General features: G+C 40.5%; 24 protein-coding genes. 2 read left to right on the forward strand and 22 right to left on the reverse strand.

The annotated features are described in order from the left end of the window. Window positions 1–61: 61 nt before the first annotated feature. The 13 genes from CZ490_RS16345 to upp all read right to left on the reverse strand — a co-directional run bounded on the left by CZ490_RS16345 (window position 62) and on the right by upp (window position 12233). Entirely contained in the window at window positions 62–877 is an 816-nt protein-coding gene (locus CZ490_RS16345; RefSeq protein ID WP_077619902.1) for an undecaprenyl-diphosphate phosphatase, read from the reverse strand. 214 nt (window positions 878–1091) lie between these two features. Then, complete coding sequence (locus tag CZ490_RS16350) at window positions 1092–1496, reverse strand: F0F1 ATP synthase subunit epsilon (protein WP_077619903.1); 405 nt, start codon at window positions 1494–1496, stop codon at window positions 1092–1094. 25 nt (window positions 1497–1521) lie between these two features. Continuing rightward, window positions 1522–2943, reverse strand: a complete 1422-nt coding sequence (atpD, locus tag CZ490_RS16355; protein WP_077619904.1) for a F0F1 ATP synthase subunit beta — start codon at window positions 2941–2943, stop codon at window positions 1522–1524. Window positions 2944–3025: 82 nt separating this feature from the next. Further along, a complete protein-coding gene (locus tag CZ490_RS16360) occupies window positions 3026–3883 on the reverse strand; it encodes a F0F1 ATP synthase subunit gamma (RefSeq protein ID WP_077619905.1) in 858 nt (285 codons plus the stop codon). Window positions 3884–4394: 511 nt separating this feature from the next. Next, complete coding sequence (gene atpA, locus CZ490_RS16365; protein WP_077619906.1) at window positions 4395–5906, reverse strand: F0F1 ATP synthase subunit alpha; 1512 nt, start codon at window positions 5904–5906, stop codon at window positions 4395–4397. 11 nt (window positions 5907–5917) lie between these two features. After that, complete coding sequence (locus CZ490_RS16370; protein ID WP_077619907.1) at window positions 5918–6460, reverse strand: F0F1 ATP synthase subunit delta; 543 nt, start codon at window positions 6458–6460, stop codon at window positions 5918–5920. Beyond that, on the reverse strand, window positions 6457–6981 hold the full coding sequence (atpF, locus tag CZ490_RS16375) for a F0F1 ATP synthase subunit B (protein ID WP_077619908.1): 525 nt from the start codon (window positions 6979–6981) through the stop codon (window positions 6457–6459). The genes CZ490_RS16370 and atpF overlap by 4 nt, the downstream gene beginning before the upstream one ends. 161 nt (window positions 6982–7142) lie before the next feature. Continuing rightward, on the reverse strand, window positions 7143–7355 hold the full coding sequence (gene atpE / locus CZ490_RS16380; protein WP_077619909.1) for a F0F1 ATP synthase subunit C: 213 nt from the start codon (window positions 7353–7355) through the stop codon (window positions 7143–7145). Window positions 7356–7443: 88 nt separating this feature from the next. Further along, window positions 7444–8178, reverse strand: a complete 735-nt coding sequence (gene atpB / locus CZ490_RS16385; RefSeq protein WP_077619910.1) for a F0F1 ATP synthase subunit A — start codon at window positions 8176–8178, stop codon at window positions 7444–7446. Window positions 8179–8247: 69 nt separating this feature from the next. Then, window positions 8248–8616 (reverse strand): ATP synthase subunit I, encoded by a 369-nt coding sequence (locus tag CZ490_RS16390; RefSeq protein ID WP_077619911.1) that lies wholly within the window; start codon window positions 8614–8616, stop codon window positions 8248–8250. A gap of 6 nt (window positions 8617–8622) precedes the next feature. Then, window positions 8623–8844, reverse strand: coding sequence for an AtpZ/AtpI family protein (locus CZ490_RS16395; protein WP_077619912.1), 222 nt, complete (start codon window positions 8842–8844; stop codon window positions 8623–8625). A gap of 348 nt (window positions 8845–9192) precedes the next feature. Further along, entirely contained in the window at window positions 9193–11427 is a 2235-nt protein-coding gene (locus CZ490_RS16400) for a S8 family serine peptidase (RefSeq protein WP_234987252.1), read from the reverse strand. 176 nt (window positions 11428–11603) lie between these two features. After that, window positions 11604–12233: a uracil phosphoribosyltransferase gene (upp, locus tag CZ490_RS16405; protein ID WP_077619913.1), complete on the reverse strand. Its 630-nt coding sequence runs from the start codon at window positions 12231–12233 to the stop codon at window positions 11604–11606. Between the two features lie 286 nt (window positions 12234–12519). Here upp and CZ490_RS16410 point away from each other — a divergent pair, with 286 nt between their 5' ends. Beyond that, window positions 12520–13362: an SPFH domain-containing protein gene (locus tag CZ490_RS16410; protein ID WP_077619914.1), complete on the forward strand. Its 843-nt coding sequence runs from the start codon at window positions 12520–12522 to the stop codon at window positions 13360–13362. A 12-nt stretch (window positions 13363–13374) separates the two neighbouring features. After that, a complete protein-coding gene (locus CZ490_RS16415) occupies window positions 13375–13536 on the forward strand; it encodes a type II toxin-antitoxin system antitoxin (RefSeq protein WP_077619915.1) in 162 nt (53 codons plus the stop codon). A 291-nt stretch (window positions 13537–13827) separates the two neighbouring features. On the opposite strand, the gene CZ490_RS16420 is transcribed toward CZ490_RS16415, so the two are convergent. From CZ490_RS16420 to spoIIR, 9 genes are all read right to left on the reverse strand, one after another. Next, entirely contained in the window at window positions 13828–15069 is a 1242-nt protein-coding gene (locus tag CZ490_RS16420; RefSeq protein ID WP_077619916.1) for a serine hydroxymethyltransferase, read from the reverse strand. 643 nt (window positions 15070–15712) lie between these two features. Continuing rightward, a complete protein-coding gene (locus CZ490_RS16425; RefSeq protein WP_077619917.1) occupies window positions 15713–16285 on the reverse strand; it encodes a TIGR01440 family protein in 573 nt (190 codons plus the stop codon). 68 nt (window positions 16286–16353) lie between these two features. Then, window positions 16354–16806 (reverse strand): ribose 5-phosphate isomerase B, encoded by a 453-nt coding sequence (rpiB, locus tag CZ490_RS16430; protein ID WP_077619918.1) that lies wholly within the window; start codon window positions 16804–16806, stop codon window positions 16354–16356. A gap of 124 nt (window positions 16807–16930) precedes the next feature. Then, on the reverse strand, window positions 16931–18217 hold the full coding sequence (locus CZ490_RS16435; RefSeq protein ID WP_200801596.1) for a methyl-accepting chemotaxis protein: 1287 nt from the start codon (window positions 18215–18217) through the stop codon (window positions 16931–16933). 22 nt (window positions 18218–18239) lie between these two features. After that, window positions 18240–18671 carry a low molecular weight protein arginine phosphatase gene (locus CZ490_RS16440; protein WP_077619919.1) on the reverse strand — a complete coding sequence of 144 codons (432 nt, stop codon included), beginning with the start codon at window positions 18669–18671 and terminating at the stop codon, window positions 18240–18242. Window positions 18672–18841: 170 nt separating this feature from the next. After that, entirely contained in the window at window positions 18842–19405 is a 564-nt protein-coding gene (locus CZ490_RS16445; RefSeq protein ID WP_200801597.1) for a manganese efflux pump MntP, read from the reverse strand. 71 nt (window positions 19406–19476) lie between these two features. Continuing rightward, window positions 19477–20520: an L-threonylcarbamoyladenylate synthase gene (locus tag CZ490_RS16450; RefSeq protein WP_077619920.1), complete on the reverse strand. Its 1044-nt coding sequence runs from the start codon at window positions 20518–20520 to the stop codon at window positions 19477–19479. 383 nt (window positions 20521–20903) lie between these two features. Continuing rightward, window positions 20904–21350: a GNAT family N-acetyltransferase gene (locus CZ490_RS16455; protein WP_077619921.1), complete on the reverse strand. Its 447-nt coding sequence runs from the start codon at window positions 21348–21350 to the stop codon at window positions 20904–20906. A 74-nt stretch (window positions 21351–21424) separates the two neighbouring features. Continuing rightward, window positions 21425–22111 carry a stage II sporulation protein R gene (spoIIR, locus tag CZ490_RS16460; protein WP_077619922.1) on the reverse strand — a complete coding sequence of 229 codons (687 nt, stop codon included), beginning with the start codon at window positions 22109–22111 and terminating at the stop codon, window positions 21425–21427. Window positions 22112–22122: the final 11 nt, after the last annotated feature.

The following is a 22122-nucleotide window of genomic DNA, read 5'->3' on the forward strand; positions in this document are numbered from 1 at the left end:
AAATAAAAAAGGATAGACGTTCAGGTGCTCCCCCTTACATCTATCCGGAATCTACAATTATTTAAAAGAAAATCAAAAGCAATATTCCAACGATAAAGCAATAATACGTAAAATAAACCAGTTTTCCGTGTTTCATAATACCCATAAACCATTTTAAAGCAAAATAAGTCATGACCAACGTTGCAATAAATGCCGTTAAATAAGGTACAGCCAGGTCTGCCTTATTCGGTTCATCCATAAAATCAGAAAAACCTAGGATGACTCCACCTAGACTTACTGGAATATACAGCATAAACGAAAATCGAAGTGCTGTCTCTTGTTTCATTCCAACTGCAATTGCTGAAATAATCGTTGCCCCTGAGCGGCTAATACCAGGAGTTAATGCTACAGCTTGTCCTAATCCTACGAGTAAAGCATCCTTAAAGGTTAGGTCACTGTCGTCTTTAACACCTTTCATATTACGGATGAGCCATAATGCGATTCCTGTTACAAATAACATAACAGCAATTGTGGTCATGCTAACATTATCTGCAATAAAATCACTCAATAGAACACCTAACACACCAGCCGGGATTGTTCCAATAACGACAAATAAAGCAAACCGAAAATCACTCTTATAACGCTCTTCTCTCGTTTTTAAAAAGTTAATCGTATTGACAATCAATCTTGCAATATCTTGTCTGTAAATAAAGACAATCGCAAATAATGATGCCGTGTTGGTTAAAATCGCAAACGTAAATCCTTGTTCACCTAAACCTAAAATTTCACTGGCAATCATTACATGTCCACTAGACGACACCGGAATTGGTTCTGTAAAACCTTGAACCAGTCCAATAATAATCATTTTTACTAGATAAATAAAATCTAAATCTCCCATAGTAACCTCCATCTATCATATATAAACCAACTAAACCATATTTTATAGACCCGAGTTTGATTATACACTTGTTATAGTTTATGACCAAGTTAAGATTTTCTTAAAATTATATCTTCCTGAAGCATCTCGTTTGCTCATATCCATCAACAATATACTCCCGAAACACAAAAATCCCCAGGGACATCAAGTCTCTGGGGATTTCGTTTCAAACAAATTAGTATTTGTTTTGTGTGATATTTAATCGATTGATGGCACGTTTTAAAGCGAGCTCAGCCCGTTTAAAATCTACATTATCTTGTTTCGCCTGCAAGCGTTGTTCTGCACGCTTTTTTGCTTCGCTAGCACGTTCAACGTCAATCTGCTCGGCTGTTTCAGCAGCTTGAGCAAGAATTGTTACTTGGTCAGGACGAACCTCGAGAAAGCCTCCACTTACAGCCACAAGTTCAGTGTTGCTTCCCTTCTTAAGTCTGACTGCCCCTACTTGAAGAGGAGCAACCATAGGAATATGTCCAGGTAAAATACCAAGCTCACCACTTTGCGCTCTGGCACTTACCATTTCCACATCAGCTTCATAAACTGGGCCATCAGGAGTCACGACATTGACTTTTACTGTCTTCATTTTATACCCTCCTAGGTCCCGTTAATTAGGCTTCAACACCCATGCGCTTTCCAGCTTCTACCGCTTCTTCAATTCGACCAACTAGACGGAACGCATCTTCAGGAAGATAATCGTATTTACCTTCTAGGATCTCTTTGAAGCCACGTACTGTTTCGCTAACAGGTACATAAGAACCTGGTTGACCAGTGAACTGTTCCGCAACGTGGAAGTTTTGAGATAAGAAGAATTGGATACGACGCGCACGGTGTACGGTTAACTTATCCTCATCACCTAACTCATCCATACCTAGGATTGCAATGATGTCTTGTAGTTCACGGTAACGTTGTAACGTTTGTTGTACTTGACGAGCGACTTCATAGTGCTCTTCTCCAACAACTTCTGGAGATAATGCACGAGAAGTAGATGCTAATGGATCCACCGCTGGGTAGATACCCATCTCAGAAAGTTTACGCTCAAGGTTAGTTGTTGCATCTAAGTGAGCAAACGTTGTTGCTGGAGCCGGGTCCGTATAGTCATCGGCAGGAACGTAAATCGCTTGGATTGACGTTACAGATCCAACGTTTGTTGAAGTAATACGTTCTTGTAATTTACCCATCTCAGTTGCTAGTGTTGGTTGGTAACCAACCGCAGATGGCATACGTCCAAGTAGGGCTGAAACTTCAGAACCTGCTTGAGTGAATCGGAAAATGTTATCAATGAAGAATAACACGTCTTGGCCTTGCTCATCACGGAAGAATTCCGCCATTGTAAGACCAGTTAGAGCTACACGCATACGTGCTCCTGGTGGTTCGTTCATTTGTCCGAATACCATCGCAGTTTTCGAAATAACTCCAGAATCTTTCATTTCGTAGTATAAGTCGTTCCCTTCACGAGTACGCTCACCTACACCGGCGAATACGGAAATACCACCGTGTTCTTGTGCGATGTTGTTAATAAGTTCTTGGATAAGAACCGTTTTACCAACTCCCGCACCACCGAATAGACCGATTTTACCACCTTTAATGTAAGGTGCTAGAAGGTCTACTACTTTAATACCAGTTTCAAGAATTTCAACCTCAGTTGAAAGTTGTTCAAATGTTGGTGCTTCTCTATGAATTGAATCACGACGTGCATCAGCAGGAACTGGTGCATCAAGGTCAATGTGTTCACCTAGTACGTTAAATACACGTCCAAGTGTCACATCTCCTACTGGTACTGAGATTGGCTTACCAGTATCAGTTACCTCTAATCCACGAACTACACCGTCAGTAGATGACATCGCAACTGTACGTACAGTGTCATCACCAAGGTGAAGCGCAACTTCTAATGTTAAGTTAATATTAACTTCATTTTCATTACGCGCAGTATGAGTAATTGTAAGGGCGTTATATATCTCTGGAAGATGGCCGCTGTCAAACTGTACGTCTACAACCGGACCCATAACTTGGGTAATACGTCCTTTTGTCATCGTTTTCCCTCCTATCTTGCTTTTGGCGGTCATTCAAAAATTTCCGCACACTTTGAATGCCTTAAAATACATGTTGAAGAATCTATTCTAATGCGGCTGCTCCGCCGACAATTTCTGTAATTTCTTGCGTAATTGCAGCCTGACGAGCACGGTTGTATGAAAGTGTAAGTGAATCGATAAGCTCTTTTGCATTGTCTGTCGCATTTTTCATCGCAGTCATACGAGCCGCGTGTTCACTTGCTTTTCCATCTAAAAGTGCTCCATAGATGAGACTTTCAGCATACTGAGGTAGTAATACCTCTAAAATCGCTTCTTGTGAAGGTTCAAATTCATAAGAAGTTTGTTTTTTGTTCTCAGCTAATTCCGTTAACGGTAATAGCTTTTTCTCAGTCACATCGTGTTGAATAGCACTTACAAAGTGGTTATACCACATGTAGAGTTCATCATACGTACCATCCGCAAACATGCTCACCGTGCTATTTGCAATATCCTTAATTTCTGCAAATGTAGGCTGATCAGATAAACCAGCGATTTCAAGAGATACAGAAATTCCTCTTTTCACAAAAAAGTCACGACCAACACGCCCGATTGCGATTACTGTAAATTCGTCATTGCTTTTATGACGTTTTTGCATCGCCTGGTACGCACCACGGATTACGTTACTGTTATAAGCACCGGCTAATCCACGGTCAGATGTGATAACGATATAAGCAGTCTTTTTTACAGGTCTTGAAAGGAGCATCGGATGGCTCACATCAGAGCTACCCATTGCAATATTCGAAACGACCTCTTGGATTTTTTCCATATATGGAACAAACGATTTTGCATTTGCTTCAGCACGGCTAAATTTAGACGCTGAAACCATCTGCATCGCTTTCGTAATTTGACTAGTTTTCTTTGTCGATGTGATTCTCGTTTTTATATCACGTAAGGATGCCAAAGGTTCTCACCACCTTTTCCTCGATTTATCAATCAAATGCGCCTAGGCGTATTTGCGCCCGATTTTTTTCGAGCTTGCTCGAAAAACTTCCTTTTAAAAATCGAGGCATCCGCCGGAGGCTTTAACTTTATTCAGTTGGAGTTTGAACCTCCACTGAATTGTACACTCTATTTGCATTCATCCCCGAATAAAAAGTAAGGAATTCTGCTGAATAAAGTTAAAAACTTTGGAACCGAGTCAACAAGCTTTATTCAGACAAGCGACGAGCTTCGAAAGCACGTCGCTCGAAAATTAAAGTTCTAATGTCCAGCTTCAGCTCCCAGCGACTAGCGAGACTTCCCTCACCCTCCGTACGATAAGCTCAACATCGAATCGCTTTGCTCTTCGTGTTTCCTTTATCTCCAGTAGGAACACAGACTAAGTTCGCCACGTCCTGTGGCAACGTCTGTGTAACCCACCTCGTGTGGGCCTCAGTCCGTACGTCGCTAACGGTCGCTTCCGCATTTCGTCTTTACTCAGAAACCGCAAAAGTCTTTTTGAAATCGTTGATTGCAGAAGCAAACACTTCATCTTCTGGAAGTTTACCAGTTGATTTGATGTGATCAAGGATTTCAGCTTTACGGTTATGTTCTAACCATACTAGGTATTCATCTTCAAAACGAGAGATGTCTTCTACTGGGATATCATCAATGAAACCACGAGTTAGTGCATATAGAATCGCAACTTGCTTTTCTACTGCTTGTGGTTTGTTTAAGCCTTGTTTTAGTACCTCAACAGTACGAGCTCCACGGTTAAGTTTTGCTTGAGTCGCCTTATCAAGATCTGAACCGAACTGAGCAAAAGCTTCTAGTTCACGGTAAGACGCAAGGTCTAGACGTAATGTACCAGATACCTTCTTCATCGCACTGATTTGGGCAGACCCACCAACACGTGATACCGATAAACCTGCGTTAACAGCAGGACGTACACCTGAGAAGAACAAATCAGATTGTAAGAAAATTTGTCCATCCGTAATCGAAATTACGTTTGTTGGAATGTACGCAGATACGTCACCAGCTTGTGTTTCGATAAATGGTAAAGCAGTGATTGAACCGCCACCTTTTTCATCAGAAAGCTTCGCAGCACGCTCAAGTAAACGAGAGTGTAGGTAGAATACATCCCCTGGATATGCTTCACGACCTGGAGGACGACGTAGTAATAATGAAAGTTCACGATATGCAGATGCTTGTTTTGTTAAGTCATCATAGATAACTAAAACGTGCTTACCGTTGTACATGAACTCTTCACCCATTGTTACACCAGCATATGGAGCTAAGAATAACATTGGAGCAGGTTGTGATGCAGAAGCAGTTACAACGATTGTGTAATCTAATGCACCGTTTTTACGTAATGTTTCAACAACACCACGAACTGTTGATTCTTTTTGACCAATCGCAACGTAAATACAAATCATATTTTCGTTCTTTTGGTTAAGAATTGTGTCGATCGCTACAGATGTTTTACCTGTTTGACGGTCACCGATGATTAACTCACGCTGACCACGACCGATTGGAATCAATGCGTCAATCGCTTTAATACCAGTTTGTAATGGTTCATGAACCGATTTACGATCCATGATTCCAGGAGCTGGACTTTCGATTGGACGAGTTTTTGTAGTTTCGATTGGACCTAGACCATCAACTGGTTGTCCTAGAGAGTTAACAACACGGCCGATCAATGCTTCACCAACTGGAACCTCCATGATACGTCCTGTACGACGTACTTCGTCACCTTCACGAATATCTGTGAAAGGACCAAGGATGATAATACCCACGTTGTTTTCTTCAAGGTTTTGTGCCATACCCATGACACCGTTTGAAAATTCAACGAGTTCTCCAGCCATGACATTGTCGAGGCCATGAGCACGTGCGATACCGTCACCGACACTGATAACTGTACCAACTTCGCTCACTTGTATTTCAGACTGATAGTTTTCAATTTGCTTTTTTATCAGCGCACTAATTTCTTCAGCTTTGATGCTCATGAATTTCACCCCTATCTTTTAACAATAAGTTCACGCTCTAAGCGATCTAACTTACCTTTTACACTTCCATCAAATATACGATTTCCGATTCGAAGCTTCACGCCACCAATCAGACTTGAATCTACAATGTTTTGAATACGTAAAGATGATTTTCCAACTTTCTTTGCAAATACACTTGAAATCCCTACTTCTTCAGTCTCTGTTAAAGGACGTACGGAGTAGACAGTTGCATCTGCAATTCCTCGTCTATCATTTGCAAGTAAAATGAAGTGATCTGCAACGTCAGCAATGATATCCTCACGATGACGGTCAATTAATAAATGCAATGTATTTAATGTCATCTGTGAAAAGCCTTGGAAAGCTTGAGTAACAATCGCTTTTTTACTATCAATTGAAAGCTTCGGATTTCTTAATACTGATTGGAAATCCTCGCTATTTAAAAACACTTGTTTAACGGTACGAATCTCATCTTCATACTTATCAAGTGCATTTTGTTCATTTGCTAATTGAAAAAGAGCTACTGCATATCGTTTTGCTACGATTCCTTTGCTCATCGCCCTTCTCCTACCTCTTGAATATATTCGTTAATTAACTTCTCTTGATCTTTAAGGCTAAGTTCCTTTTCAATCACTTTAGAAGCAACTAATACTGAAAGTGATGCAACTTGTTCGCGTAAAGCTGTAACAGCTTGTTCTTTTTCTTGAACGATTTCCTGTTTCGCAGCTTCCTTTAAACGGTTTGCTTCTTCACGAGCAGCAGTGATGATGCCTTCTTTCTGCTCTTCACCTAATTTACGTGCATTTTCGATTAACTCAGCAGCTTCTGTACGTGATTTTTTAAGTAACTCACGTTGTTCTTCTGCTAGTTTCTTCGCTTCTTGATGATTTTTCTCTGCAGAATCAATTTCATTCGCAACGTGTTCTTCACGTTGTTTCATGACGTTCATTAGTGGACCAAACGCATATTTACGAAGTAAGGCTAGTAAAATAATAAACGCAGCCAATTGGAAAAGGATGTCCCCTAGTGGTAGCGGTGACTCACCTGCGGCAGCACCTAAGACAAATAAATCTAACACCTATATTCACTCCTTTCAGAGTTCCAATGTCGTATGGAAGTCTATAATTAAAGGGTGAGGCTACAATGTAGTAAAATCCTCACACGCTATTTTTCATAATTTCATCTATACATAGGAATGGCGAAGGTTCTCACCTGAGACAACTTCGCCATTATTTGCTATTATCGTCCCATTACCATGAACGCAACAACTACGGCGATGATTGGAATCGCCTCAACTAATGCAACCCCGATGAACATAGTTGTTTGAAGGGCACCCTTTGCTTCTGGTTGACGAGCAATCCCCTCTACTGTACGACTTACGATCATTCCGTTACCAAAACCTGCACCTAGTGCTGCTAAACCTATTGCAATTGCTGCTGCTAATGCACCCATTATAAATTTCCTCCTTTAATTTGTATAAGAATTAATAGTTCTAAAAATGGATTGCCCAAAAAGTCTCATTCTGGACAAGGTATTTATGTTAATGGTCAGTGCTCACTTTGTGAGACATATAAACCATCGTTAACATTACAAAGATAAACGCTTGAATTGCACCAATAAATAAACTGAATCCTTGCCATGCAAGCATTGGTATTAGAGATAAAATTGTACCTATAATACCTCCAAAAATGCTACTACCATAACCACTTACTGCCATTCCTGCAATTAAACCTAGCAGAATTTCACCTGCATAGATATTACCGAATAGACGCAGTCCGAGAGTTAATGTATTCGCAAATTCTTCAATTATCTTTAGTGGGAACATAAATGGCATTGGCTTCAAGAATCCTTTACCGTATTCTTTGGCACCATGCATTTTAATACCGTAGTAGTGAGATAACCCAACTACCATAACTGCTAGTGTTAATGTGATAAGTGGATCCGCAGTTGGTGATTTCCACCATAATTCATGATTGACTGCAACTGCGAGTGGCAATCCTAACACGTTCGAAATGAAGATATACATTAACAATGTAATTCCTAATGTTAAGAATCGACCTCCCGTATTCCAGTCCATAGAACTTTTGATAATTCCTCGAACGAAGTCGATGACCCATTCCATAAAGTTCTGAGTACCGGTTGGCTTCATTGCAAGGGTACGAGTTCCAAGAACAGCGATAATGAAGACAATCACACTCGCAACTGTAATCATTAGAATGTTAGATAGGTTAAAATAAAGCCCAAATATTTCTCTTATAGGAGCTTCGTGACCCAAAGTATTCACCTCTCTTCCATATGCTTTAGCTCATGCGATTCTAGTATTCGAAGAGCTAATGCTTGTCGTCTATTTATGAAGTTTTTGAAAAAAGAAATCTATCATAATGACAAAATAAAATGTCATTAATCCAATAACCATACTACCTAGGTGAAACATTTCCGGAAACTCTAACACAATTAAAACTGCTAAACCAGCCGTTGCCATTCTTGACATCGTTCCTAGTGATCGGACTGCACGACCCTCGTCATAGGCTTTACTAAATTGCTTGTGTTTTTGAACCATCGAGAATAAAATATATAGACTCCCGAGTGTCCCGAGTATTAAACCTAAGAAGACCGATTTATATGCTGTAAATCCCCAGCCTAGCACATAGATTGCGAGTAAGTAGAGTATGTATTTACGATATCTCGTAAATGCTATGGATAAATCCTGCATATCAAATTAATCTCCTGAAAAAAAGTAGTTGACCAGGCGAAATGTCGCATAGACTCCAGTAGCTAGTCCCAATAGAAGGCCGATAATTAACAAAGTTGGTTCAGTGCCCAGCATTTGATCAAGCCATCTACCAGAGAATATACCTACTAAAATCGATCCTACCAAATTGGATAGAATACCAGTCATGAGCGCATAGGCTCGTATAGGATATTTTTCATTCTTACGCATCAGCATTCCTCACTTCTGCGTTAAATGCAGGTGTCAGAAAATACTTAATTTTTCAAGTGTTTCCTGCGTGTAAACCCTCTCATTTATACCCTTTGTAAGCATACAATAGGCACCCATTAATGTCAATTGTTTGACAGGAAAAAGTTCACCTTCTCACAAGGGTTCGTCACTCTCTAACTTCTGCTTACAAAAGGCGATTCTACCGTAATTTTATTAGTCCTATAATGGTAGTGCAAATCCAAAAATTCAAACATCGTTCACAAAACTTTCATATTTAAATAGCCTGAATTGCTCAAAATCTGACTTCAACTAAAAATCAGCAGAAGCATTTACTCCTGCTGATTATCTTTAGTGGCCGCCTATCATGGTATCTTCAAATGAAATTTCAGTTTCAAGGATTTCTTCCTTACCTGCCTTTTTTACAAAAATTACAGCTTTGTATATCCCATTTAAGTTTCTTTCTTTTCGATTCACTTTTTTCTCTATTAATCCTCTAGCAACATTTCGGTCCCAGTCCAGGAAAGCAACAAATCGGAGTGTGTCCGGATCATATAATACAATTCCATACTCTTCCGCTCCACCTGGTAAGTATAACTCGTACCTGAATACATCCTCTTGATCGCCTTTACCAAATTGAAAGCCCATGATGCGCGGATAGTCAGGCTCTTCTATCACATATAAATACGGGATGTGGTACTCCTTATCTCCTTCTTTTAAAAACAGGTTCCCATGATGGAGTCCAGCACCAATCGTGCTCGGGGTTATATCCATTCCAATCGTTATCACCTTTTTTTCTTTCGCCTTAACGGTAAAGGGCATCGGCAATTCCCATTGTATGCCCTTCGTTTTTTTTGGTATCTCAAAGGCGTATTCCTTTTCTTGGTCCGACTGATTATCCACCGTTACCTTTATCCGTTTTTTTGTACGTTTATCATGCTGGTGAAGCAATCCTGCGGAAAAAGAACCAGGGTAAATTAAGGTTTCTGAGTGTATCGCCTCGTGCAATTGAATGCGACCTGCTCCTTGTTCATACGGCTTATATAAGGTGCCATCCTCTTTTTCTAATAGACGTGCCGTGTTCATCAGAGCTGCTTTTATTTGGTCTGGATTCCAATCAGGATGGGCTTGCTTCAATAAAGCACTGGCTCCCGCCACATGAGGTGCCGCCATACTCGTCCCTTGCATTTCCTGGTATCCGTTTGGAATCGTACTGTCAATTGCAACACCTGGTGCAACAACGTCTGGCTTAATTGCCCATGTATGGGTAACAGGACCCCGCGAACTAAACTCGGCAATGGTATCCTTTACAGGTTGATACGTTGTCTTTACCACATTGTTTTGCTTTTTTGTTTGTTTTTTGAGCCATTCCCCATCTGACTGTGAAACAGATGCAACTGGTATGGGTAGTTCTTTTTCCAACGAACCTGAGAAGTTTCCAACTGTATTGTTGTAGATGAGGACCGCAATCGCCCCCTCTTCGTAAGCCCGGATTGCTTTTTGTGTAAACGTAATTTGGCCTCTTTCCATAAGCACAATTTTATTTTTAACCTTAGGGAAGTCCGGTTCCGTGCCAATCCCAGCTTTTACAATCTCGTACTTCTTTTGAAGTTTCCAGGGTACAGAACCTTGTAGTGGTTGCAGTTCGATCTTTTTATCCGAAAAGCCTACTGTTAAATAAGGCAATGTCATTGGAGGTGTAGACGCACCTACGGAGATTGCTTTTGAAGACGTTCCTGGTGAACCAACCGTCCAGACCATCGGGCCTGAGTTCCCACTGGATGTTACGGCAACAATCCCTTTTTCCGCCGCCTTATCTAAGGCTAGACTTGTTGGCCAGTCTGGTCCGTTGATGGTATTACCGAGTGATAAATTGATCACATCAACTTTATCCTCAATCGCCTTGTCTATGGCTGCTATGACTTGTTCCGACGTTCCCATTCCGCCAGGTCCAAGCGCGCGGTAGCCTACTATATCTGCTTCAGGTGCAACCCCTTTGATTTTTCCATTTGCTGCAATGATTCCAGCAACATGAGTGCCATGTGAGGTATTACGTCCTTGAATTCCCCTTGTTTCCATGGGGTCATCATCACCATCGACAAGGTCATAACCCCCTATATAATTTCTTCGTAAATCAGGATGTGTATAGTCCACTCCGGTATCAATGACCCCAACTTTTATACCCTTACCAGTTAGGCGATGATCTTTTTTATCAAAATGACTGCGAATTTCTTTACCACCAATAAATGGGACACTCTCTTCGACCGACACCTGATAGGTAGCAACAGGAGAGCTATGTTCAATTCCCGATTCCTTTTTTAACTGTTGGATATCTCGCTTCGTTCCCGTCAATGAAAAGCCTGGAAACACATGCTTATAGATGTGATTTATTTTAATAGAGGAAAAGTCTCGAGTTTTTTCTAGTAATGGTTCAAATTTGTTCTTGTTTGTGATGATAATCTCATGGACCACTTCATTCAAGTTCTCTTCAGGCAGCGGTGGCCTGTCTGGAAAACGGTGCGCATGAGCAGGAATGGTTGATAACAGGAGGGTAATACTCATACAAATTGCCACTAAAATTCTCACAAAAAAACCACCTCTTTGAGATAGCTTTTCTCAAAAGGTGGTTAAATATGTGAGGTGTCTAGTTACAGCGCCTAGAAACTCGAGAAACTTCTACTCCTCCTTCAGAGGCAAAAGACGCCTCTTTGTCGGAGTATCCAGTTTTCTCATTTCTGAGCAAGGCGCTTTCACTTTTCTATTTACTTTGTTCCGAATAGACGATCTCCTGCATCCCCTAGTCCTGGAACGATATAACCATGGTCATTCAGTTGCTCATCAAGCGCCGCAATATAAATATCTACATCTGGATGAGCTTCTTTCATTGCTTCTACACCCTCAGGCGCTGCAACTAAGCACATAAACTTTATGTTAGTTGCACCACGTTTTTTCAAGGCATTAATCGCTTCAACAGCTGAACCACCTGTTGCAAGCATCGGGTCTACGACAATAAACTCACGCTCTTGAACATCAGAAGGCATTTTAAAGTAGTACTCAACTGGCTGTAATGTTTCAGGGTCACGGTAAAGCCCCACATGACCTACTTTTGCAGCTGGGATTAAACGTAGTATTCCATCAACCATACCTAAACCAGCGCGAAGTATCGGTACAATTCCAATCTTTTTCCCAGATAAAACTTTTGATTTCGCCTTACTTACAGGAGTTTCAACCTCCACTTCCTCAAGCGGCATATCACGCGTAATCTCGAACGCCATTAAGCTAGCGACTTCATCAACTAACTCACGGAATTCCTTTGTACCAGTGTTTTTATCTCGTATGTATGTAAGCTTATGTTGAATTAGTGGGTGATCAAAAACGTACACTTTCCCCATCAGTCATCTCTCCTTTATTAAGTATGCTTCTTTTAGAATTTCCATCAGCTGTAAAAATAACACCACGAACTGTCTTTTTCACACTTCAATAAATTTTACAGAAAAAATAAGGCATGTTCAAGACGTAATTCAAAAATACACAGAATGGATAAAGTTCAGCTTTAAAAATAGGAAGAAACCAAACATCTTTAAAAATAACATTAAATTTTCAGATATTTCATTTACATTTTTATACAAAAGTGATATCATAATGATATAGAAAGTATATCGAAATGAGGTCGATTGCATGAATGAAAAACAGGTATGGAAGATTAATGGCTTTTTAGGAATTCTTATAATTGCTGTTTTTATCGCACTAGGTGTCATGATGCTGATTAACACTAAGATTGTATTCGGAATTCTATTTGTTGCTGCTGCGGTCATACTAGCCTCTGGAATCACAATTGTTCAACCTAATAATGCTGGTGTTGTCATCTTTTTCGGAAAATACCTTGGGACCATTCGCGACAGTGGGATGTTCTTGACGGTACCATTTTCTCTTCGCAGAACTGTGTCTTTACGTGTAAACAACTTTAATAGTAAAAGACTAAAGGTGAATGACGTGGAAGGAAATCCAATTGAAATCGCTGCTGTTGTCGTATACAAGGTTGTCGATTCAGCGAAGGCCGTCTTTGATGTTGATCATTACGAAGAGTTTGTTGAAATTCAAAGTGAAACCGCGATTCGTCATGTTGCAACTCGCTATCCATACGATACATTTGAAAATGTAGAGCTTACATTACGCGGAAACTCGGAAGAAATTTCAAATGAGTTAGCTGCCGAGTTACAGGAACGATTGAAAGTAGCTGGCGTTCAAGTTATAGAAGCTCGCCTTACTCACCTTGCTTATTCAACTGAAATTGCTCAAGCTATGCTACAACGTCAACAAGCTACAGCCATTATTGCAGCTCGCCAAAAAATCGTCGAAGGTGCTGTTGGAATGGCACAAATGGCCATTAAACAGTTAGAACAGGATAGAACGATTGAACTTGATGACGAGCGTAAGGTTCAAATGGTAAACAACTTACTTGTGGCGATTGTTTCTGAGAAATCCACCCAGCCTGTTATTAACGCAGGAACTCTCTACTAATGAGTGTTAACTATGTCTAAGAAAAAAAGCTTTCCATTGCGGCTAGACCCGGACCTCTACGAAATCCTACAAAAATGGGCCGCTGACGATTTCCGCAGTGTCAATAGCCATATCGAGTTTTTATTAAAAGAAGCAGCCAAAAAAGCTGGAAGAATCCCGAAAAATAAACAGTAATTGTGGAATGCGCTTAGACTTTGGTCTGGGCGCTTCTTTTGTGGTTGCGAGGTTTGGGATTGCGTGGTGATGAGTCGGTTATATAGGTTATGGGACAGTGATTACGATTTATGGGACATCGTTTCGATTTTATGGGACGCTAGCTTTAATATACGGGACAGTGCTCAGAATATATGGGACACTACGAGCTATATATGGGACAAACGACTACAGAATGAGTCTCCGGTAGCGCTTTTTTGCTCCCTAATCAAAAAAGCAGGACGCCCAATACGGGAGTCCTGCTCTAACCTCTTAGTATTCTGGATACAGTACAAATTTGCTAGTTAGTGATTCAACACGATTACTCGCTTCAGCTAACTTCGCTTCGTCTTCTGCATTCTTCAATGCAAATGCGATGATTGACGCAATTTCATCCATATCCTCTAAACCAAAGCCTCTGCTTGTAACAGCAGCTGTTCCAATACGGATACCACTTGTTACGAATGGGCTTTCTGGGTCAAATGGTATCGTGTTTTTGTTAACTGTGATACCGATATCGTCGAGTACCTTTTCAGCGACTTTACCAGTTAAACCTAGTGAACGAACATCGAGAAGTAATAAGTGATTGTCTGTTCCGCCAGATACTAGATCTAAACCTTCTTTTTGTAGGGATTCCGCTAATCTAGCAGCATTGTCTACAATGTTTTGTGTATATTGCTTGAATTCGTCAGATAGTGCTTCTCCGAATGCGACTGCCTTAGCAGCAATTACATGCATTAATGGACCACCTTGGATACCAGGGAAAATAGACTTGTCGATTTTCTTCGCGAATTCCTCTTTACAAAGAATCATTCCACCACGTGGACCGCGGAGTGTTTTATGAGTTGTAGTCGTAACGAAATCAGCATATGGAACTGGGTTTTCGTGAAGACCTGTTGCCACTAAACCTGCGATATGAGCCATATCAACCATTAAGTATGCGCCAACTTCATCCGCAATTTCTCTGAACTTTTTAAAGTCAATTGCACGCGGATATGCACTTGCTCCAGCAACGATAAGCTTTGGTTTATGCTCAACAGCTTTTGCTCGTACATCATCATAATTGATTTTGTGTGTTTCTGGATCTACTCCGTACTCCACGAAATTATATTGAATTCCACTGAAGTTTACCGGGCTACCGTGTGTTAAATGACCACCATGTGAAAGGTTCATCCCAAGGACAGTGTCACCCTGTTCTAAGATTGTAAAGTATACAGCCATATTTGCTTGGGCACCAGAGTGCGGCTGCACATTAACGTGTTCAGCGCCGAAGATTTCCTTTGCACGGTCTCTTGCAATGTTTTCTGCAACATCCACGTGTTCACAACCACCATAGTAACGACGGCCAGGGTACCCCTCAGCATATTTGTTTGTTAATACAGATCCCTGTGCTTCCATAACTGCTTCACTTACAAAGTTTTCAGAGGCAATCAGTTCAATTTTAGTACGTTGTCTTTTTAGTTCATCTTGAATTGATTGAAATACTTGTTGATCTTGCTCCGATAAATGTTTCATTGGAATCCTCCTTTATTCTATTTATGAATTATTCCGCTAATTTGAAAAATACCTTTCCATTGTAACACTTTTATTCGGTAGTAGGAAGAATAAGTTTATATTTTAAATGATACCAAAGTTGTTGTAAAATAAGGATTAATCTTGATAAAACGGCGTCACAACTAGTTTTGTTAGGTAATCATGGGGTTTGAAAGAATTTAGTTAAACACGAACATTTTAGAGATTTTAAGTATTAACGTTCATGTATATTGTAAAATAAAAAGGCTGTTTTTCTTAAATACCGTTGATTTACGCTACAGGCGGAAGCTTTCCGCGGGCGTGGCTTGAGCCTCCTCGTCGCTGACGCTCCTGTGGGGTCTCAAGTCTCACGCTTTTCCCGCAGGAGTCACCGCCTTCCGCTTCAATCAACTAGGGTTGCACTTCTATAAACAACAATTTTTTAGAAAAGAGCCAATAAAAAAAGACAAGGTTCTCACCCTGTCTCCACTTCATTCCGTCGTTCAAATCCAATAGTCGAATTCGCCAAACTGGATGTTTCTAAAACTTTTTTCGTCTTTTAATTTTAGAAGTTCCTTCACAGGTCCTTCCTGTTACAACTGCTCCGTATACTAAAAACTTATTTTCTATTTTGCGTGCAGCTCCTTTAACATATCTTATTTTCTTTTTTATTTGGGTAAACGGCTCGTTCGCCACCGATGAGTTTTGGTCGTACTTTCGCCATTGTTACGTGTGCACCGCCAAGTTCCTTTACCGAGCTACGGATAGGCACGGCAACATGCTTAAGATGCATTCCAATGAAGGTGTCACCAATGTCAATCCCGGCTTCTGCTTTAATAAACTCGACTACAACCGGATCATTGAAATGTTCGTAAGCATACGTCGCCATTGCACCACCAGCTGTACGAACGGGAACAACTGTAACTTGCTCGTAATTTTTATGTATAGCTGTTTCCCGTTCCACAACGATGGCACGATTTAAATGTTCACAGCACTGGAATGCGAGTTCCAATCCGATATTCTTTCGAAGAATGTCCAATTCGGTAAAAATCATCTCCGCCACTTCTTCTGATCCCGCTGTTCCGATTCTTTCGCCAATTACTTCACTCGTACTGCAGCCCACAACGAGGAGCTCACCTTTTTTCAAAGAGGCCTGCTCCGCATACTCAGTTAAGATTGTTTGGAGTTGCCCTCTCCAAAGCTCTAGATCTGCAACCATTATTTTACCTCCTTTAAGACAAATAAACGCCTGATTCAACAAGTCATCAGGCGTGTGTATTTCGTATATTACTCCCCAGATGGGTTGTTTTCATAAGTAGTAATTTTATTGACTCTGTTCTCGTGACGACCGCCTAAAAATTCCGTTGTAAGCCAAGCTTGTGCAATTTCACGCGCAAGTCCTGGTCCAATGACACGTTCGCCCATAGCAAGAATATTACTATTGTTATGCTCACGAGTCGCCTTTGCACTAAATACATCATGACAAAGGGCACAACGAATGCCTTGCACCTTGTTCGCAGCAATACTCATACCAATTCCAGTGCCACAGATTAAAATGCCACGGTCATACTCACCGTTTGCTACCTTCTTCGCAACAGGTAAGGCGTAATCCGGATAATCGACAGATGTTGAACATTCACATCCAAAATCATCATATTCAATCTTAAGTTCGTCCAATAAATTTTTAATTTCTTCACGCAATACTAAACCACCATGGTCAGAAGCTATTGCAACCTTCATTATAAATCCCCCTATAATTCGATTGCCTTGGCCAATTATTTCGCCAGAGACATACACTTTACTCTTATTATACCTAAAAAAGAACTCCCGAACCAAAACGGGGGCTTTTTCAACGAAGAAAAATTTAAAGGGTAAAACGTTGGATTGTCTTTTTTAACTCACTTGCTTGTGTAGCAAGCTCTTGTGCTAGCGCATCCACATCGCAAATGACACTCTCTTGATGTTGAGTGGCAGCACTTACTTCCTGCGCACCAGCAGATGTTTCTTCAGCAATCGCCGCTACCTCCTGAGACTGTAGCGATGTAGACTGAATTCGTTCCATTTGCTGTTCCACCAATTCTACGATTTGCTTAACTGCATCCGCCACCTCATGAACAGACGTATTCATCCCAGCAATGGCTTGTGATGTTAAGGCACCCTTTTTCGCCTCTTCATTAGCTACTGCAACCTGTTCGGTAATTTGAGATACCACGCTTTGGACCTCTTGCTGAATATTTTGGATTAACTCCGAAATACCTTGAACGGCCCTAGAGCTTTCATCTGCAAGCTTTCGTACTTCTTCTGCAACAACAGCAAAGCCTTTACCATGCTCGCCAGCTCGGGCTGCTTCAATAGAAGCATTTAATGCTAGTAAATTCGTTTGGCGAGCAATGTCACCTACAAGTGAAATAATATGTTCCACTTCTTTCGCATTCGTCTCAAGACGATTAACCGCTTCAAGCGAAACCTGATTATTATCAGCAAGCTTATTAATACCGACTATCAGTGATTCCACAATTTCTTTACCACTATTTAGTGAGTCCACCATTTCTACCGCTAAACCTTCTGAAGTTTTTGCATTTTGCTGGACATCTTCGGCAATTTTTATGACATCCTCTACAGACTCAGCTGTTTCTTGAATAGAAACCGCTGAGCTGTCAGCTCCACTCGATATTTCAGAAATGGTTCGACTAATACTTTGTGCTTGCTCTGAAGCAAGACTAGAGGCCTTTGTTATCTCAATCACCTTTTGATTGGTGGTTTCGAAATTGCCCTCGATGTTTTTTACCATTTCGCGAAGGTTTTGAAGCATTTTGTTAAACGCTACGCTTAAGCTGCGAATCTCGTCATCCGATTTAGAAACCGGAACATCCTCACGAATATCTCCATTTGCCGCATGAATGGCCACCTGCTCAAGCTTCTGGAGAGGCTTCGTAATAAACGATGCCGCAAAATAAGCAAGGATACCCGACCATATGATACCAAGAGCTAACGTACCAATCATAAACACTTCCTGGTTTATCATGTTATCTACAAAAGGATAGACAAAATAAATAAATATAGCAGATGTTGAATATGTAACCATCGCTAAAATGGTTGTAAATAAAACCAATTTTAACTTGAGACCAAATTTATAACGCCTTTTTCCCAACCGATTCTCCCCCTGAGTTTACCTATTTTAATTTAGCTAGTACTTGATCGATTAACGGCTCTAGTTCTGCATATGTTTCTCTATATATATCGACCGGTCCTCCAAAAGGATCGGAAACATCCCCGCTACTATTCACATATTCTTTTATCGTAAATACCTTGTCTTTTGATTCTGGGAAGCTTTGAAGAATTGCTTGTTTATGTTGATTGGTCATCGTTAATATACAAGTTGCCCATCCCACATGTTCTTTTGTTAGATAAGAAGAAGTATGAGTACACTCTATCCCATTTTCTTGTAAAACTTGTGCGGTATTTGCTGAAGCAGGACTACCATCACCGGCATAAATCCCCGCCGATTTCACTTCAATCTCATGACCAGCTTTGCTTCGTAATATTGATTCTGCCATTGGACTTCTACATGTATTCCCCGTACAAATAAATAAAACACGAATCATCTCATCACCCCTTGGTTGTCTATATGTTACTTTCGACCTACATGAATAGACATAATTCGATATAGTACCATTATAGCCACATTACTTTGAAAAATATAGATAGTAATTAAAAAAGAGCATGGGTTTTATCCATACTCTACTGACATTTCTATAGGCACTTGTCCACCTATTTACAATGGAATTAATAATTTTACACCGAAGACGAGAAGGATGCAGCCACCTAACACTTCACTATATGTACCAAGCCAATTCTGGACCTTTCGACCTAAAAGAAGACCTACCCATGATAAAATCATACTCACGATTCCAAACATGAGAATCACCATGATGGTCTTGGCTCCGTATATTCCTAATGAGAGACCAACTGAAAAACTATCTAGGCTCACGCTCAAGGCAAAAATAAATAACCCGAATCCAACCGGCGTTAACATGCTTTGCTGATCATCGTCCTTAAAGGAGGAAATAATCATTTGCAAACCTAAAAATAAGAGCAAACCACCGCCTAAATAGGTTGCGATTGCACCAAATGTATCTGATAAGAAGTGACCGATCATCATACCGGCCAAAGGCATCCACATATGAAAGAGACCAATGGTGATTCCGATTGTGAGGATTTGCTTGAGTCTTAATTGAATCAATCCCATTCCAAGCCCCACAGAAAATGCATCCATTCCTAAAGCAAATGCCATGATAAATAAGGTTATAATTTCTCCGAGAAATGCTGTAATATCCATCTTCTACCTCCTTGGACGTGCCTATTTCAACATATGCATGTACCAAACGAAATAGAAGAAGGATTTCCCAATTATTCTGTTATGATTCGATGACCAGCTGCCTTGGTGAGTCGGTTCATAAGGGCTTGGCCGATGCCTTCGCTTGGAAAGCTTTCACTAAAAATCACATCGACTCCACTTTCATCAAATTGACGTAATACGCCATATAGCCTGCTTGCTACGGTTTCCAATTGTTCACGTGAGCCACAGCTAATAACTCGATCTGCTTCATATTTATTTTCACGTTCCGTTGTCGTCAGAACTCCGACCTTCAGACCCTCATTTTGCTTTTCCTTTACAAGAGACTGAATAAACCCCTGTGATCCATTCACAATTGTCAGAGGAGCAGTTGGTGCATAATGCTTGTATTTCATGCCTGGTGATTTTGGGGCTTCGTTGTCTGTTAAGATTGCCTTGTCCACCTCAACCACTCCACAAACACTCTCAAGCTGTTCCTTTGTAATCCCACCTGGTCTGAGAATGATCGGAACTTCTCCAGAACAGTCTAGAACTGTTGATTCAAGGCCAACTCCTGTAGGTCCACCATCGAGTATTCCAGCAATTTTACCAGTCAAATCATCAGCCACATGCTTAGCAAGTGTGGGACTAGGTTTTCCTGAAAGATTCGCACTTGGTGCAGCAAGCGGAAGACCAGATGCTGTAATCAAAGCCAACGCAACTGGATGACTCGGCATCCGCACTGCTACTGTTTCAAGCCCTGCTGTTACCTTTTTCGAAACAGCATTTTCCTTTCTTTTTAAAACAAGGGTCAGCGGTCCTGGCCAGAACTTTTCAATCAATCGCTCCGCCTGCTCTGAAATATCCTCAGCAATCTTATATAATTGCCCCATTGTGGAGATGTGGACAATCAGTGGATTATCACTTGGACGACCTTTCGCTTCATAAATTTTCGCCACCGCATCATCAGACAAAGCATTCGCTCCAAGCCCATATACCGTCTCAGTAGGAAAGCCAACTACTTCGTTTGCTTGTAAAAGCGCTGCTGCTTCTATTATTTGTGGATAAGATTCTAAATTGTGTTGATGTTTATCCACAACCCAATGTTTTGTTTCCATATAACGCAACTCCTATGTAAAAATCCTTAAAATATCTAGCCTTATCATTAACTCAATATAAAAAAGTATAGGTTTAAAAAGATAGAAAAACACATGTTATCCACATTTTGTGGATAATAATGTGCAAAAAGTGGATAACTTTGTGGATATAACCAGTTTTCCCACATTTCACATCAGGAGGAAAATATCCATCCACAGCCCAAATTTTTCATCATGTTCCATACAGTATCACATTTAACCGCATTTTAACAACAAATCTTATCCACATTGTCCACAAAAATGGTAATAAAAAACCCCCGCTTGCGGACATTCCATCCACAAACAAGGGCTTGGCTATATTTTTAGTAGACGCTTTTCTCTCAAGACTCGTTGAAAAAACTTCTTTATTTTTCGATTTGAGATACCATGAACATAGGATCTGCCTTTTCAAGCAGATGTGTAATATGATTGGAATCTTTAATATGACCAGGCAGCTCTTGCTCCTCAACTTTTTCAAAGCCTAGCATCGTAAAAAATTGGATTGAGGCTTGTTTATTTGTCGCTAAATACAAACGGCTGAGTTCCTTATACTTAGCAAGTGAAAGTGCACTTTTGAATAAGGTTAATAAATTAGTTTGATCAACACCTGGAGTAATCACAAGTGAACGCAGCAGTCCATCCTTTTCAATTCTTTCAATCCCTAATGTAGCGATGATGTTTTGCTTTGCGTCTTCCATTAAAATAAAGTGATCGATAATGGACTCTATTCCATCTGCACTAACTTCAGCTTGTCCTAAAAATGCTCTTACTTTTTCAATATCTTGCTCAATTGCAGTTCTAATTTGCTTCATGTCCCCACCCCATCTTTCCTTATCTACTAACTACTCTATGAGGTGGCATACACATATAGAACCAAATGCTAGATTTAACTAAATAAAGATGTAAAAAATTCAACAAGGAAAAACTTCACTTCTACTTCTTCTTCCTCGCCCTCATTGGCTTTGTCTTCTTTGTCTTTCTTTTCTTTTTTGTCTTTCTCATCTTCTTTTTCGTCTTCTTCTACTACATCTTCAAGCGCAACATCTTTACCTTCTTCATCAGATGCCTCAATTGCGTCGCCAGTCGAGAAGTCTAAGAAACATAATGGTGGAAACAATACGCACCACCAGTTAGCTCCTTCTGCTTCACCTAATGTAATTAGAATCGCTTCGTACTCACCTGCTGGATATAAGAATTGACCATACAGCTTAGTCGGAAACTGAATATTCCTTCCGTAATCCACTGTATATGATTGGTTGCTGTTTTCTTCTTTTAACACGCTCGCAACGATCTTCTCGATTTCTGGAAGTCTCTCTTGAATTAGTTCTCTAGCAACCTCTACCGAAGTTAACTCTGCAACCCACTCTGTGATTTCTGCATTAACCTCATCACGGACCTTACGCTTTAACTCCTGGTCTTTGTCAGAATCACTATTCGCTAAAATGCGAAGTCGAATCGCTTCATCGGGAATTACCTGAAACCCTTCTGCACTTGTTTCTTTTATTAATAAATGGCTGTTCGCCCCAATTAACAGTAAAAAGATAAATGATACAATCGTAATTTGTTTATTCATTCTCTAGCACC

Origin of the sequence: Litchfieldia sinesaloumensis (assembly GCF_900156865.1) — a bacterium.
In the GTDB taxonomy this organism is placed as follows: domain Bacteria; phylum Bacillota; class Bacilli; order Bacillales; family Bacillaceae_L; genus Ferdinandcohnia; species Ferdinandcohnia sinesaloumensis.